General features: G+C 47.0%; 14 protein-coding genes. 11 read left to right on the top strand and 3 right to left on the bottom strand.

The window, feature by feature from the left end:
* Positions 1 to 51 precede the first annotated feature (51 nt).
* Positions 52 to 816: a 16S rRNA (uracil(1498)-N(3))-methyltransferase gene (locus tag ACFQS8_RS05590; protein ID WP_382166275.1), complete on the top strand. Its 765-nt coding sequence runs from the start codon at positions 52 to 54 to the stop codon at positions 814 to 816.
* A 233-nt stretch (positions 817 to 1,049) separates the two neighbouring features.
* Positions 1,050 to 2,426 carry a glutamate--cysteine ligase gene (locus ACFQS8_RS05585; protein ID WP_382166274.1) on the top strand — a complete coding sequence of 459 codons (1,377 nt, stop codon included), beginning with the start codon at positions 1,050 to 1,052 and terminating at the stop codon, positions 2,424 to 2,426.
* Between the two features lie 5 nt (positions 2,427 to 2,431).
* Here the strand turns inward: ACFQS8_RS05585 and ACFQS8_RS05580 are convergent, their stop codons facing one another.
* On the bottom strand, positions 2,432 to 3,463 hold the full coding sequence (locus tag ACFQS8_RS05580) for a retropepsin-like aspartic protease (protein WP_382166273.1): 1,032 nt from the start codon (positions 3,461 to 3,463) through the stop codon (positions 2,432 to 2,434).
* A 277-nt stretch (positions 3,464 to 3,740) separates the two neighbouring features.
* Here ACFQS8_RS05580 and ACFQS8_RS05575 point away from each other — a divergent pair, with 277 nt between their 5' ends.
* Positions 3,741 to 5,498 carry a peptide MFS transporter gene (locus tag ACFQS8_RS05575; protein ID WP_382166272.1) on the top strand — a complete coding sequence of 586 codons (1,758 nt, stop codon included), beginning with the start codon at positions 3,741 to 3,743 and terminating at the stop codon, positions 5,496 to 5,498.
* 74 nt (positions 5,499 to 5,572) lie between these two features.
* On the opposite strand, the gene ACFQS8_RS05570 is transcribed toward ACFQS8_RS05575, so the two are convergent.
* Together ACFQS8_RS05570 and tldD are read right to left on the bottom strand one after the other, a co-directional pair.
* The gene (locus tag ACFQS8_RS05570) at positions 5,573 to 5,950 is read right to left on the bottom strand and encodes a rhodanese-like domain-containing protein (RefSeq protein WP_382166271.1); all 378 of its coding nucleotides are present in this window, start codon (positions 5,948 to 5,950) and stop codon (positions 5,573 to 5,575) included.
* Between the two features lie 97 nt (positions 5,951 to 6,047).
* Entirely contained in the window at positions 6,048 to 7,442 is a 1,395-nt protein-coding gene (gene tldD / locus ACFQS8_RS05565) for a metalloprotease TldD (protein WP_382166270.1), read from the bottom strand.
* Positions 7,443 to 7,957: 515 nt separating this feature from the next.
* On the opposite strand from tldD, the gene coxB reads away from it, so the two are divergent.
* The 8 genes from coxB (at position 7,958) to ACFQS8_RS05525 (ending at position 14,710) form a co-directional block, all read left to right on the top strand.
* Positions 7,958 to 8,956 (top strand): cytochrome c oxidase subunit II, encoded by a 999-nt coding sequence (gene coxB, locus ACFQS8_RS05560; RefSeq protein WP_382166269.1) that lies wholly within the window; start codon positions 7,958 to 7,960, stop codon positions 8,954 to 8,956.
* A gap of 23 nt (positions 8,957 to 8,979) precedes the next feature.
* A complete protein-coding gene (gene ctaD / locus ACFQS8_RS05555; protein WP_382166268.1) occupies positions 8,980 to 10,650 on the top strand; it encodes a cytochrome c oxidase subunit I in 1,671 nt (556 codons plus the stop codon).
* A 113-nt stretch (positions 10,651 to 10,763) separates the two neighbouring features.
* Positions 10,764 to 11,729 carry a heme o synthase gene (gene cyoE, locus ACFQS8_RS05550; protein WP_382166267.1) on the top strand — a complete coding sequence of 322 codons (966 nt, stop codon included), beginning with the start codon at positions 10,764 to 10,766 and terminating at the stop codon, positions 11,727 to 11,729.
* Complete coding sequence (locus tag ACFQS8_RS05545) at positions 11,726 to 12,019, top strand: hypothetical protein (protein ID WP_382166266.1); 294 nt, start codon at positions 11,726 to 11,728, stop codon at positions 12,017 to 12,019. The genes cyoE and ACFQS8_RS05545 overlap by 4 nt, the downstream gene beginning before the upstream one ends.
* A complete protein-coding gene (locus ACFQS8_RS05540; protein ID WP_382166265.1) occupies positions 12,020 to 12,595 on the top strand; it encodes a cytochrome c oxidase assembly protein in 576 nt (191 codons plus the stop codon).
* 56 nt (positions 12,596 to 12,651) lie between these two features.
* Positions 12,652 to 13,548, top strand: a complete 897-nt coding sequence (locus ACFQS8_RS05535; RefSeq protein ID WP_382166264.1) for a cytochrome c oxidase subunit 3 — start codon at positions 12,652 to 12,654, stop codon at positions 13,546 to 13,548.
* Between the two features lie 25 nt (positions 13,549 to 13,573).
* Complete coding sequence (locus ACFQS8_RS05530) at positions 13,574 to 13,954, top strand: DUF983 domain-containing protein (protein WP_382166263.1); 381 nt, start codon at positions 13,574 to 13,576, stop codon at positions 13,952 to 13,954.
* A gap of 75 nt (positions 13,955 to 14,029) precedes the next feature.
* A complete protein-coding gene (locus ACFQS8_RS05525; RefSeq protein ID WP_382166262.1) occupies positions 14,030 to 14,710 on the top strand; it encodes an SURF1 family protein in 681 nt (226 codons plus the stop codon).

The following is a 14,710-nucleotide window of genomic DNA, read 5'->3' as shown; positions in this document are numbered from 1 at the left end:
ATCTTAAAACGAGTGTTGAGCCTTTGAGCAAATCTGCTCATATATTGCCCTATGAGCACGATCCCACGACTTTTCGTCAAGTCCGACTTGGCACTTGGCGCACCCCTCGCATTGACCTCTGAGCAGGCCAATTACCTTTTTCGCGTTTTGCGATTGGCAAAAGATGACTCGGTTCGGGTTTTCAACGGACGTGATGGAGAATGGCGCGCAGTTGTCACCGAAGCTATGCGATCGGCAGGTTTTTTGAGACTAGAGGAGCTTATTCACCCGCAAAAACTTATGGGTGATTTGCAATTGCTATTTGCACCATTGAAAAAGACTTGCACTGATTTTGTTGTTGAAAAAGCTACAGAGCTTGGCGTGACCATGATCCAGCCCGTAATCACTAAGCGCACGCAATCAAGTACGGTGCGCGTTTCTCGTCTTGAAAAAATTGTTGAAGAAGCTGCTGAACAAACCGAGCGCTTGGATTTGCCATTGGTGCAAGATGCAAAACAATTGCTTGAAGTGCTTGGCAAATGGGACTCTGACCGCCGATTGGTCTTTTGCGATGAAGCAGGAGATGACCCTGCCCAAGATTGGGGTGGCAATGAGGGGCGGGCAAAACCCATGCTGGAAGCTATATCAGAATTAGAAGATGGCTTGGCGGCCATATTAATTGGTCCTGAGGGTGGGTTTTCACCCGAAGAGCGCAAATACTTACGCCAACAGTCTTATGTAGTGCCTGTAACTTTGGGGCCGCGAATCTTACGCGCTGAAACCGCTGCCGTTTCTGCCTTGACTTTATGGCAGGCAGCACGGGGAGACTGGCGGTAGAGTGCTATTATAGGTGGTGCTTATGCACACTATAACTAGCGAGATTTAAGGATGTCGTTACTGATTATCCTGAGTTTTTTATCTTGGATTTCAAAAGGTGCGCCAAAAGCTGTAGGTAAATTAAACGTGATTTTGGCAATTACGACTTGGTTTCTATGCGGAAGCTACCTATCTGGGACTGACTACATATTCAATAGCCGCTAAGAGCGGATTAAATAAGCAGGGGTGCTTTTATGTCTACGCCAACCAAACCGATTGACGCGAATGCGCCCCGTATTGAATCGAAAGACCAATTGATTGCCCACATTGCAGCAGGCTGTAAGCCGCGCGAAGAATGGCGGATTGGGACAGAACACGAAAAATTTGGCTTTCTAACAGATGGTAATCGACCCGTCCCCTATGAGGGAAAGGCGTCTATTCGTGCCATGTTGGAAGGTTTGCGCGATCGCTTTAATTGGGAACCAATTGAAGAAGAGGGTCGTATTATTGGCCTTAAAAAAGATGGGGCATCAGTGAGCCTTGAGCCGGGTGGTCAGCTAGAACTATCGGGTGCGCCGCTAGAGCACATTCACCAGACATGTAATGAAGTGGGCGTGCACCTCAAAGAAGTGCGCGAGATTGCCGATGAAATCGGGATCGCGTTTTTAGGGCTTGGCTTTTCTCCGATATGGTCTTTGGAAGAAACGCCGATGATGCCTAAGGGGCGCTATAAAATCATGCGTGATTACATGGCGAAAGTTGGCCGCTTGGGACGTCAAATGATGTTTCGTTCGTGTACGGTTCAAACCAATTTAGATTATAGCTCTGAGGCTGACATGGTGCAGAAAATGCGCGTGTCTTTGGCGCTTCAACCGATAGCAACAGCTTTATTTGCTAACTCTCCATTTGCAGAAGGGCGCACAAATGGCTTTCAGTCTTATCGTGCGCATGTGTGGTCTGACACTGATCCAGACCGTACAGGCATGCTGCCATTTGCCTTTGAAGAAGGGTATGGGTTTGAGCGCTATGTTGATTATGTGCTCGATACGCCAATGTATTTTGTACGCAGAAACAATCAATATCTGGATGCATCGGGTAAATCATTCCGAGACTTTTTAGAGGGCAAGCTGGATGTTGTGCCTGGTGATAAGCCGACAATGGATGATTTTGATGATCACATGTCGACTTTGTTTCCTGAAGTGCGCTTGAAACAATTTCTTGAAATGCGTGGTGCAGATTCTGGTCCTTGGGGGCAAATCTGTGCGCTGCCTGCATTCTGGGTTGGGCTGCTTTACGATCAGCAAAGCCTTGATGATGCTTGGGAGCTGGTTAAAGGCTGGAGCGCTGCAGAACGCGAAAGCATGCGCTTGTGTGCGCCCGTGATGGGGCTGCAATCGCCAATCGGGAACGCTACTTTGCAAGATGTGGCCAAGGATGTGCTTGCGCTTTCACGTGCTGGCCTAAAACGTCGTGCAAAACTGTCCACATCTGGCGATGATGAAACAGGGTTTTTGCGTGATCTGGATTTGATTGCTGAAACAGGTGAAAACCCAGCGCAACGTATGCTGAAGAAATATCATGGCGAATGGAATCGCGACCTTTCTAAAGCGTTTGTGGACTATGTTTACTAGCGCGCTTAGCGGTTATAGTTGAAATGACTCCACATCGCATCGGAACAAGAAATGCGTGATCCTGTGCAAGATTGATCTTCTTCACGCATCATTCGTGCATCGACAAAGGAAATCTTGTTCTTTTTTCGATCCAGAATAAAGCCGAGCTTTTTTAGGTGGTTTAGTCCCATCAAAAGCGTGGGGGTCTGATCCAATTTAAGATGAGCGATTGCGGGCGAGTCGTGAACTAAAGCGCGTGCAGTCGACCAAATCATATATGATGTTTTGATTTCACCGATATTGATATGGCGAATTGAGTCCTCTTCACCATGTACATCGGTGACTATTGTTGTTGCGAGGGAGTTGCCGCGCTTTTGAAGTTGGCGTGCAAGTTCTCCATTTGCGACGGTGAAGTTGATGCCAGTATCAAGAATGACTGTGCTTTTGATTTTTGAAATTTTCGCTTCGAATGAGATGAGGTTTCGGTCAAAGTCTATCACTTTATTCCATTGTAAATTTCGAATGTTTTTTCCTTGAAATAGATCTGGAATTTTGTCGGCGGAAATGATGTGTCCGTCTAAGAAGTTGATCAATAGATAGCGATTTTCTTCCTTGTCATTTGATAGAAAATCCATGCCCACAATGCCCATGACAGAGGGATCGCTAATGGCTTCACTATCGCTGATGATGATGGAGGGGCCTTCATACTCACGCATACTCGTCGCCATATTTTGAATATGCACGGAACTCGCTGACTCGCTTGCTACAAGTCCGTGTACGATACGCTCTTTAGTATATACTGGGAGGGATAATTGCTGTGAAAGGGCGGGACGTATGCCCGATATGGCGGCGGCGGTGTCGACAATCATCGGCACAGAAGGTGAGCCATTAATAGTGACTTCCATCGTGAAAAGATTGTCGCTTGAGCGCTGCAGGCTGATCTCAGGGCCGATGTCATCAGGTGAGGCTGTTTTGTTGAACGCACTGGCGGACCAATGAAGGGACAGGCACATCGAGACTGCTAAAAAGGTTCGGAATACTGGTGATAATTTAGTCATTTTCTCCCCATTTCTTGATTTTATTTAGCAGTATAGCATATTTTTTTGCATTTTGCTCAACGGGGTAAAACCGAAGCGGTGTCAGCATCAAAATGATGTAATTTTAGCTATCATATTTTTCAAAACGTACATTTCTTGGAAGAAAATGTCTTTAAGTGGGGTGTTGAGAGGTAAATTATATGTGGTGATTGCAGGTGAGCGCACTCAAATCGCTTGAGAAACTCGGATTTGCGTGCTTGTCTTGCTGCTAATCAAAATTAACGCCATCGGGGGCGAAATGACTGAAATTACTATCGAAGATTCGCAGGAGAAGACCATTTTAGGTCATCCGCGAGGCCTATTTGTATTGTTCTTTGCTGAGATGTGGGAACGCTTTTCCTATTATGGGATGCGTGGTCTGCTTATCTTGTATCTTACGCAGCATTTTTTGTTCTCAGATCACAAATCATCATTGATTTATGGGGCGTATGTATCCCTTGTTTATGTGATGGGGATTGTGGGCGGTATTCTTGCTGACCGCTATTTAGGACAACGCAAAGCGATCATATTTGGTGCCGTATTATTGACGCTCGGTCACTTTGGGATGGCGTTTGAAGGCAATGGCTCCAAGCAGATCATGACATATTCCGGTCAGGAGTATGAATTGAAATTGGATGGTCGCGGCGGTGATGCTGTACCATATATTCAGTCCGAGACAGGCCGTTCTAACATCTCATATGGTGAAGGCGGAGCAAATATGATTATTGCTGAGCCTGCGAATGTGGGCTTGTCTGAGAATATAGCGAAAGAAGACTATACGACTGCTGTTATTCAAGAAGATTTGTATGTGAACATACTCTATCTTTCACTTGCGGTTATTATTGCGGGTGTGGCTTTCTTGAAGCCAAATATTTCCGCGATTGTGGGTGAGCTATATGGCGTTGGCGATGTGCGTCGTGATTCTGGATTTACGATTTTCTATATGGGGATCAATCTAGGATCATTTTTGGCATCTTTCGCGTGTGGTATTCTGGGTATTGTATATGGCTGGAACTATGGTTTCGGGCTTGCCGGATTTGGGATGCTGCTGGGACTTGTCACTTTTGTGGGTTTTAAAGGTTGGCTAGATAATAAAGGCGAAGCACCATCACAAGAAAAGCTGAAGCAATCTGTCTTTGGCCCGATCAATGTTGAAATGCTTTGCTATGCAAGTGCTATTTTGATCTCAATATTCGCAATCTGGCTTATCAAGCATGCAGAGATTGCCGCGCCGTTAATGGGTATTATCGGTATTGTGACTTTCGTGGCCTTGCTGGCTTATGCTTTCTTAAAACTGAAAGGTGGAGAGCGAAGTGGTATGCTTGCGGTGATGTATTTTGCCCTTGCTCAAATTCCGTTCTGGTCATTGTTTGAACAAGCTGCATCATCTCTGAACTTGTTTACCGACCGCCTTGTTGATCGTACGATCTTCGGCTGGAGTGTGCCTGCGCCGGTATTCCAGTCTTTGAACGCAGGTTACATCTTCTTGTTTGCGCCATTGGTTGCATGGATGTGGGTTTTCTTGGCAAAGCGTAAGCTAGAGCCTTCAACACCTGTAAAATTTGCGATCGGTGTTTTCTTGGTTGCGCTAGGCTTTTTGGCCTTGGTTGCAGGTATGAAAATGTCAGGTGAAGGCGCGATGACAGCCGTTGTCTTTATCTTCCTTGTGTACTGGGTACACACAATGGGGGAGTTATTTTTATCTCCTGTTGGACTTTCTGCGACCACCAAAATGGCACCTCAAGCTGCAGCCGCGCTCGCGATGAGTGTGTGGTTCCTCTATACAGGTCTTTCAAACTCACTTGCGGGTGTGATCTCTACAATGGCGGGTGTTGAAACCATTGGTGGGCAAATGGTGGATGCTGTTTCAGCCAAAGCGACTTATGAGCTTGTTTATACAAAACTTGCTTATGTCGGTATGGGCATTGGTGTGGCTATGTTGGCCATGGCACCGCTTGTGAAAAAGTGGATGCGTGAAAAAGTTGAAAGCCAACTGGCGCATGGGGAAGACGCTTAAACTTTCATATTTACTGAGATATAAAAAGGCGGCTCTTAACGGGGCCGCCTTTTTTGTGTGTGTGCTGAAACGGATTAGCCGCGCAAGGGTTTCTTAGGCAGGTTTGCGAGCTGCCAAGCTAATATACCGCCTTTCACATTAATAGGATGAGTGAAGCCTGCTTTGCGAAGGACTTTGCAAGCTTGAGCAGAGCGGGCACCAGTGCGGCAGATCACTAATATTGGAGCCGTTTTATCTGCGTTGACGGCATCTTCTACTTTGCTGATGAAAGATCCATCCAGTAGGGATATAGCGAGTGCGCGAGAAGGGAGGCCCGTTTGTGACCATTCAGCTGGCGTTCTGACATCTATAAATGTCATGCCTTGCTTGCTGCGCTCTCGTGCTTCTGCAACGTCAATTGTTTCTGTTGCTGAAGCACTTTGGCCAGACAGTTTTTTTAATAATCCAAACACAATTAATCTACTCCATAAAACAGTCGAGGGACGCTTTTAAAGAGTATCATTGGTTAACGCAAATTGATTTGGCATAAAGGCTGTTTTGGGGGCAGGTTTAACCTGCACCTCCAACAGTGATTGCATCAATTTTCAAGCTAGGTTGTCCAACGCCCACAGGTAGGGATTGTCCGGCTTTTCCGCACGTGCCGACACCATCATCGAGTGCAAAGTCATTTCCGATCATGGAGATGTGTTGCAGCACTGTTGGACCATGCCCGATAAGGGTTGCGTTTTTAACGGGCGCACCAACTTTGCCATCTTCAATCATGTAGGCTTCAGTACATTGGAAAACGAACTGACCGTTTGTGATATCAACTTGTCCGCCACCAAAATCTACGGCCCAAATACCGCGTTTGACAGATTTGATCATTTCTTCTGGATCGTGGTTTCCACCTGTCATAAAGGTGTTTGTCATACGTGGCATAGGCGAACATGCATAGCTCTCGCGGCGGCCATTGCCTGTTGGTTCAACACCCATAAGACGTGCATTCATACGGTCTTGCATATAGCCTTTCAAAATGCCGTCTTCGATAAGCACATTGCGTTGCGTTTGGGTGCCTTCATCATCAAAAGACAGGGAGCCGCGGCGGTCTTGGATTGTACCGTCATCCACAACTGTAACGCCTTTGGCTGCAACTTGCTCACCGATTTTGCCAGAGTAGATTGAAGACCCTTTACGGTTGAAGTCTCCTTCCAGCCCATGCCCAACTGCTTCATGTAATAGAACAGCTGGCCAGCCTGGGCCAAGAACGACGGGCATTTCACCCGCAGGCGCTGGGATGGATTCTAAGTTGACCGCTGCTTTTTTCATGGCGCGTTGAGCAAGCGCTTTCCAGCGCGCGGGTTGAATCCATTCTTCATAGGCAGCGCGGCCACCTGCACCAGCACCTCCAGATTCCCGGCGGCCATATTGCTCCATTGTGATGGAGACATTGAGGCGCACAAGGGGGCGGGCTTCGGAAACAATTGCGCCGCCTTGGCGCATAATTTCAATTTCGGCACGTGATCCAGCAAGCGAAACTGAGACTTGCACAACACGCGAATCTTGAGCGCGACACCATGCGTCTATTTCTGCGAGCAAGCTTGTTTTAGCTGCAAAGTCTGGTGCTGCTGTTGGATCAACGTCAGCATAAAGACGGGAATTAACGGGTGCTGGCGGCGATGCAAGTGTGCCTTGGCGACCTTGTTTGGCAGCGGAAGCAGCGTCTGCAGCACGGCGAATGGCTGCGTCGGTTAATTCACTTGCGTGTGCAAAGCCTGTTGTTTCGCCAGATACAACACGCAGACCAAATCCTTTACCTGTGTCGAAGGCGGCAGATTTTAAGCGGCCATCATCAAAGACAAAGCTCTCAGATCGTGCTGTTTCAACATACAGCTCACCGTCATCTGCGCCGTGAAGAGCGTCATCTAGGATTTTTGAAGCGGCTGAACGATCATAAAGGTCTGACATAAAAAATAGGTGTCCGTTTTGTGTTTCAGATTTGAATACATGCGCGTGCATAAATAGGTTTGGTCTACAATGCACCGCATTTATCAAAGCGTATCCCTGATAATATGGGAGGGTTCCAACGAGACTCAATGAAGAGTCCTTATTTACCATAGTGTTAGGGCTGTATCAGGCAATATTCAATAGAAATAGGGGAGAAGTTTGGAATTTGAGCAGAGTCCTAGCTGGGAGTTTGATGAGGTGATTAAAGCAGCGAATCGGCTCGCAAACAGGGCTCGAAGAGGGGATGGTTAGGTATATCAATGCGTTTCTTCACTGGCGCGGCAATAAGCCTCATGAGAAAAAATGTGTGATTTTCATTGAGTTTAGGCGCGGTTACAGCCATAAAGTGGCGAAAATCTGTCGCTTTGTCTCTTAGCTCACTTTTCAAAGGCTAAGGGGTCATGATAGCGAAGGTGGAAATAAGCGAATAGCGTATTGTTTTTAGGTGTATCACTAGAAATTTTCGCGAGTTCTGATTGGTCCTGACGAAATTGCGTGTTGAAATCGGTTTTGGCGCGTGTGAAGAATTGAGGGAGACGCGCAAAGCTATGCGTTTGCACGGATTAAAATTGAGCGCTGCTATGGCAGGTGCTCTTCTAGTAGGCGCAGGTTCTGCGCTTGCGAATGAACCAACTCCAATGGCAATTGGCCCGCAGCCTGCAGCGTCAGCTGTTGCGGAACAAGTTACCTTTTTTCACAACTATGTGATGGTGATTATTACTATCATCACAGTGTTTGTGACGCTGTTGCTTGGCTGGGTGATTTTGAAATTCAACGCGAAAGCAAACCCAACACCTGCTAAATTCTCGCACAATACTGCGATTGAGGTGATCTGGACGATTGCACCTGTGTTGATCTTATTTGCGATTGCGATTTTCTCGTTTCCGCTCTTGTTTACATTGGACGTGGAGCCAACAAAGCAAAAGCTTGAAAGTGGTGAGTATCAAGAAATCGCTGCTGATGATTGGGTTACAATCAAAACTTACGGGCGTCAGTGGTACTGGTCTTACATGATCGACTTTGAAAACACTGATGGCGAAACAGAAGTAGTTGAATTTGATGCCCGCATGATTGCAGGTGAGGATATCGCTTCTACACCGGGTGCACGTCGTAATCTTTCAACTGACAATCCATTGGTTCTTCCGCAAGGCAAATACATTCGTATGAACCTTGCAGCCTCTGATGTGATCCACTCATGGGCAATGCCTGCTTTCCGTTTGAAAACAGATGCTGTTCCAGGGCGTTTGAACCAGCTTTGGTTTAAAGCAGAAAAAGTGGGAACATATTACGGCCAGTGTTCAGAGCTTTGCGGACGTGACCACGCCTTTATGCCAATCGAAATGCGTATCGTTCCTCAAGAGCAATATGACGAATGGCTTCGCCTTGCGTACGATGATATCGACGCAGCAACAGCTTACATCAACCAAGTCGCCCCACGCCCTGCACAGCTCGTGCGTGTGGCCTCGGCTCAATAAAGAATAGAAGGAGCTAAGGTCCCATGACGACGGAACCGACAATTAAAAGAGAAGCCGTGGCAGACCACCATGATGGTGATCACACTGGCGCGCCAAGTGTTTGGTCTCCAGCACGTTGGTTGTTTTCAACAAACCACAAAGACATTGGTATCATGTACCTTGTCTTCGCAATGTTTGCGGGTGTGATTGGATTTGGCCTTTCTGGTATGATCCGCATGGAGCTTATGGAGCCGGGCGTTCAATACTTTACAGGTGTTGATGGTTGGGGTGACCAGCACAACTATAACGTTGTGACGACAATGCACGGTCTAACGATGATCTTCTTCATGGTTATGCCTGCGCTTATCGGTGGTTTTGGTAACTTCTTTGTTCCAATCATGATTGGTGCGCCGGATATGGCGATGCCACGCATGAACAATATTTCTTTCTGGCTGATGCCTTTCTCATTTGGTCTTGCATTGCTTTCAATGTTTGTACCGGGTGTGAGCGAAAGCTCTAAAGGTTTTGGTGGTGGTTGGGTGCTCTATCCGCCGCTTTCCACAATGGGCCACCCAGGTTCATCTATGGACCTCCTTATTCTGTCTCTACACATTGCAGGTATTTCTTCAATTTTGGGTGCGGTGAACTTCATCGTGACAATCTTGAACATGCGCGCACCGGGTATGACTATTCACAAAATGCCTTTGTTCGCTTGGGCTTTGTTGATTACTGCATTCCTTCTTGTTCTTGCGCTTCCTGTTCTTGCTGCTGCGCTGACAATGCTACTGACAGACCGTAACTTCGGGTCTCAGTTCTTTGATCCTGCTGGTGGTGGTGATCCAATCATGTTCCAGCACTTGTTCTGGTTCTTTGGACACCCAGAAGTGTACATCATGATCTTGCCGGGTTTTGGTATCATTTCTCACATCGTTTCAACTTTCTCTAAGAAACCAGTATTTGGTTACCTAGCGATGGCTTATGCGATGGCGGCTATTGGTTTTATCGGCTTTATCGTGTGGGCTCACCACATGTATACAGTAGGTATGGGCGTTGAGCTGAAAGCATACTTTGTGGCTGCGACCATGGTGATCGCGGTGCCGACAGGTGTGAAAATCTTCTCTTGGATCGCGACAATGTGGGGTGGGTCTATCACTTTCACTGTGCCGATGCTCTGGGCAATTGGTTTCATCTTCTTGTTCACCGTTGGTGGTGTGACAGGCGTGATGTTGGCGAATGCTGGTGTCGATCACATGCTTCACGACACATATTATGTGGTTGCGCACTTCCACTATGTGCTGTCACTAGGTGCTGTGTTCACACTGTTTGCGGGTTGGTATTACTGGTTCGAGAAAATGTTCGGCATCAAGTACAACGTCTTCTTTGCAGGCGTACACTTCTGGCTGATGTTTGTGGGTACAAACATGATCTTCTTCCCACAACACTTCCTCGGTCTAAACGGTATGCCACGTCGTTATGTGGACTATCCTGACGCGTTTGCTTTCTGGAACAAGATCTCAACATATGGCTACATGATTACAGCTGTTGCGATGATCTTCTTCTTTGTCGGTCTGATCCTATCTATGATCGCTCGTAAGAAAGCTGAAGCAAACCCATGGGGTGAGTACGCGACAACACTTGAGTGGACATTGTCTTCACCACCACCTTTCCACCAGTTCAATGAACTTCCAGTGGTTAAGAATTCTGGTGGACACTAAAATCTGAATGCGGACCGCTAGGATTTTAGCGGTCCGTTTTTAACTTCACATTCGCTCTTCTGTTTTGGTAATTGTTCCAAGCAGGGGAGCGTTTGTATCATTAGATTGAAACAATGAGCGATTTAACCAACACATTGGAAGACGATACACGCATGGCCAGCTTTGGCGATTACGTGCAGCTGATGAAGCCGCGCGTAATGATGCTTGTTGTCTTTACAGCATTTGCAGGTTTGATCGCTGCACCGGGCTCAATGAATTGGGTAACTGCTGCCTCGGCTGTTTTGGCTGTGGCTCTCGCCTCTGGTGCCGCTGGTGCGCTAAATATGTGGTATGATCACGATATTGATGCGGTCATGAAGCGGACAATGGTGCGCCCTGTGCCGGCGGGGTTGATCCCGCGAGATGAAGCATTGGGCCTTGGCCTAATCATGTCGGCGGTGTCAGTTACAATTATGGCACTTGCATCCAATCCACTTGCTGCTGGGTTGCTTGCATTCTCGATTTTCTTTTATGCGGTCGTTTACACAATTTGGCTGAAACGTTCGACATCGCAAAACATTGTGATTGGGGGAGCTGCCGGTGCTTTCCCTCCAATGATTGGCTGGGCTGCAGCCACAGGTGATGCGCCTCTAAATGCGTGGCTGTTGTTTGCGATTATATTCTTTTGGACACCACCGCACTTCTGGGCTTTGTCGCTTTGGACAAGCAAAGAGTATGGCAAAGCTGGCGTGCCAATGCTGCCGGTAACGCATGGTGCAAAGCACACGCGTTTACAGATTCTGCTATATTCAATTCTGTTATTGCCATTGGGCATGGTGCCAGTTGCTACTGGTCTGGGCGGGTATGCTTATCTTGTTGCGGCATTTGGTCTAGGCGTCTGGTTTTTGTGGGCTGCTATACGTGTGTTCATGTCTAAAGCAGGTGATGATTCCGAAATTGGTGAAAATGATCTCCCGCACGCAAAACGTTTGTTTGGAATTTCGATCGTGTATCTATTTGCCTTGTTTGGGGTCTTAGCTATCGAGCAAGGTTTGGGGCTTTACTTTGCAACACCTTTTGTGTGGGGAGGCCTCTCATGAACGATCAATCTCAACCTGTTCGAGAGACTATTACATTGACGCCGGCGCAAGCTAAGATACGCAAGCGGCGTGGCCAATATCTGGCGCTGGCTTTATTTGGTTTTGTGATTTTGGTCTTTGTTATCACGCTTGCGCGCCTTGGCGATAATGCAGCAGCTGTTGCAAAGTCGCGTGATTTCTCATCGGCAGTTGAATATTATTCTGCAGATGGTGAGAAGCTGGATGCTGCAGGTAATGTCATTGAAGATGCACCAGAAGATACTGAAATGCATGATGAGGGGGCGCAATAAATGTTGTCTCGCAATCATAAAACAGCAGGTATTATTGGGTTAATCGCTGTAGGTGCGCTTTGTTTTGGATTTTCCGCACCAGCGCTTTACTCAGCATTTTGTAATGTGACGGGTTTTGGCGGAACAATTCAAGTCGCAAACAAAGCGCCAAGTCATGTGCTCGAGCGTGAAGTGACAATCCGATTAGATTCGAACACAGGCATGCATACAGGCCTAACTTTCAAACCAGTTGATCGTACTTTCCCTATTAAATTGGGAGAGACAGGCATGATCTTTTTTGAAGTTGCTAATGAGACAGATCAACCCATCACTGCGATGGCTGCATATAATGTCGCGCCACACAAAGCTGGTCCGTATTTTAATAAGTTAGAGTGTTTTTGTTTTGAGGAACGTGTATTTGAACCTGGTGCCAAAGAGCGTCTACCAGTGATTTTCTACATTGATCCTGAAATGAATGACGAAAAACAGTTGGACGACATAACTGATATTACGCTTTCGTACACGTTTTACGATACGAATGCAGAAAAGAAGAATCAATATACCGCACAGCTTGATGCTGGGGTGAGCACACATTAATCCTCGCATCAGCAATAGTAATTGACGAACGCGACTTAAAACTGAGGGAATTGGCCATGGCGCACGGCGCAATGAAACATGACTACCACATCGTAAACCCAAGTCCTTGGCCTGTATTGGCCTCTTTGGGTCTATTTGTTCTGGCGCTTGGCGGCGTTGCTTACATGAAAGGCCTGTTTGGCGTTCCTGAAGGCAATATTCTGGCAATCGTTCCTGGCCTTTTGATCATCACTGTTGTGTTGATTGGTTGGTGGGCTGACACAATCAAAGAAAGTCGCGCAGGTGATCACACGCCTGTTGTACAAATGTCTTTGAAATACGGCATGATCCTCTTCATCGCTTCAGAGGTAATGTTCTTTGTGGGATGGTTCTGGTCATTCTTTGAAATGGTCATTTTCCATGAATTCCGTGCAACTGGTTTTGATACAGCTTTGCACGAAAACCTTGCGGCTTGGTCTAACTGGCCACCCATGCAAACAGATGGTCACCAAGTTCAAACATTTGATCCATTCCACTTGCCATTGATCAACACATTGGTGCTTTTGCTTTCAGGTACAACAGTGACATGGGCGCACCACGCTATTCAGGAAGCAGATTATAAAGCTGCTAAACTTGGCTTGTTGTTGACGGTTGCATTAGGTGCATTCTTTACCTTCCTACAGGTTCTAGAATACCAACACGCGCACTTCTCATTTGACGGATCACTATATGGTTCTGCCTTCTTTATGGCGACAGGTTTCCACGGTGCTCACGTTGTTATCGGGACGATCTTCTTGGCTGTATGTTTGTTCCGCTTGATGGCAAACAATATGACAGCTCAAAAGCACCTTGGGTTCGAATTTGCCGCATGGTATTGGCACTTCGTGGATGTAGTATGGTTGTTCCTATTTGCATTCGTATACGTCGCTCCGCACATCGTTCTTGGTGCAGGTGGCGGTGGTGGTGGACACTAACTCCACTAGATTGAAGAGTTAAATCATGGCCAAAGTTTCCCCGTTTTCAGCCGGCATGAATTGTCGTTGTCCAGAGTGCGGGGAAGGTCAGGTTTTTCGCGGATATCTTACGATGAATGATGAATGCGCTGCATGCGGCGCAGACTTCACAGTCGCAGACTCAGGTGACGGTCCAGCTTTCTTCGTCATGTGGATTGCTATGATCGTCATCGTTCCTTTGGGAATGTTGTTTCATCTTTGGGTAGATCCACCAGTATGGGTGCATTTACTCATCTTCCCACCTGTGATTATCCTCTTTTGTCTCTGGTTGCTTCGGCCTGCAAAATCGCTTTTGTTTGCTTTGCAATGGGCTAATAAAGCAGAGGAAGCGCGGTTTGAAGATCACGCTGACCAGCAACCTAAATAGTTGAGGTGATAGGCGAGTTGGCCTGTTAGCTCCAATTTCAAATAGGCACCTTGAACAGGTGAATTGGTCGCTCCTATGACTTTTCGGCCTTTTCCAATTTTGACGATTTTTTCAAGCGTCGTGCTAGCACTGCTAATTTGGCTTGGGGTGTGGCAATGGCAACGGGCGGAGTGGAAATCTGGCTTAATTGCAGATTATATTGCGCAGGCAGAGCGCGGCGAAACAGATCTAGCCACAGCCTTATGTCCGCCATCTGAAAATCCAATGGGTAAGCGCGTATTGCCTTCGAGTGCCGTCTCTACCGAGTGGTTGCGTGTTTTTGGTCAATCCACGGATGGACGCCCCGGATGGCGCGTTTTTACAGCGATTGCCGCTCCTCCATGTGTTGAGGGGGCTTTGTTAGCTGAGACAGCCTTTGAAAATTATGATGGTGATGTGGAATTGATAGATACGTTGCGTATCGTCGCGATGACGCAAAACCGTACTTCGTTTTCCAATACAAATGCACCGGAAAAAAATGAATGGTATTGGTTTGATGCTGATGCGATGGAGCAGTCCTTATTTATCAATGGTGCCAATGTGCTAAACCGAGAATATATGTTGCTTGCAAGCAATGGCATGCCAATACATCTCACTCAAACCCCTCCAGAACGTCATATTGGCTATTCTGTGACATGGTTTGGGATGGCAATTGCGCTAATTGTGTTATACGGCGCATTCCATATTCGTGCTGGGCGCCTGCGCTTTAGCAATTAA

Source organism: Hirschia litorea (assembly GCF_042665075.1).
Taxonomy (GTDB): domain Bacteria; phylum Pseudomonadota; class Alphaproteobacteria; order Caulobacterales; family Hyphomonadaceae; genus Hirschia; species Hirschia litorea.
Note: the sequence above shows the minus strand (reverse complement) of the source record. Positions and strands in the feature narration are given on the sequence as shown.

What these genes read in the sequence shown, in the direction of transcription:
- ACFQS8_RS05575 (WP_382166272.1), top strand. Translation starts at nt 3,741, where the DNA reads ATGACTGAAATTACTATCGAAGATTCGCAGGAGAAGACCATTTTAGGT.
- ACFQS8_RS05580 (WP_382166273.1), bottom strand. Translation starts at nt 3,463, where the DNA reads ATGACTAAATTATCACCAGTATTCCGAACCTTTTTAGCAGTCTCGATG.
- tldD (WP_382166270.1), bottom strand. Translation starts at nt 7,442, where the DNA reads ATGTCAGACCTTTATGATCGTTCAGCCGCTTCAAAAATCCTAGATGAC.
- ctaD (WP_382166268.1), top strand. Translation starts at nt 8,980, where the DNA reads ATGACGACGGAACCGACAATTAAAAGAGAAGCCGTGGCAGACCACCAT.
- ACFQS8_RS05585 (WP_382166274.1), top strand. Translation starts at nt 1,050, where the DNA reads ATGTCTACGCCAACCAAACCGATTGACGCGAATGCGCCCCGTATTGAA.
- ACFQS8_RS05545 (WP_382166266.1), top strand. Translation starts at nt 11,726, where the DNA reads ATGAACGATCAATCTCAACCTGTTCGAGAGACTATTACATTGACGCCG.
- ACFQS8_RS05540 (WP_382166265.1), top strand. Translation starts at nt 12,020, where the DNA reads ATGTTGTCTCGCAATCATAAAACAGCAGGTATTATTGGGTTAATCGCT.
- ACFQS8_RS05590 (WP_382166275.1), top strand. Translation starts at nt 52, where the DNA reads ATGAGCACGATCCCACGACTTTTCGTCAAGTCCGACTTGGCACTTGGC.
- cyoE (WP_382166267.1), top strand. Translation starts at nt 10,764, where the DNA reads ATGAGCGATTTAACCAACACATTGGAAGACGATACACGCATGGCCAGC.
- ACFQS8_RS05525 (WP_382166262.1), top strand. Translation starts at nt 14,030, where the DNA reads ATGACTTTTCGGCCTTTTCCAATTTTGACGATTTTTTCAAGCGTCGTG.
- ACFQS8_RS05535 (WP_382166264.1), top strand. Translation starts at nt 12,652, where the DNA reads ATGGCGCACGGCGCAATGAAACATGACTACCACATCGTAAACCCAAGT.
- ACFQS8_RS05530 (WP_382166263.1), top strand. Translation starts at nt 13,574, where the DNA reads ATGGCCAAAGTTTCCCCGTTTTCAGCCGGCATGAATTGTCGTTGTCCA.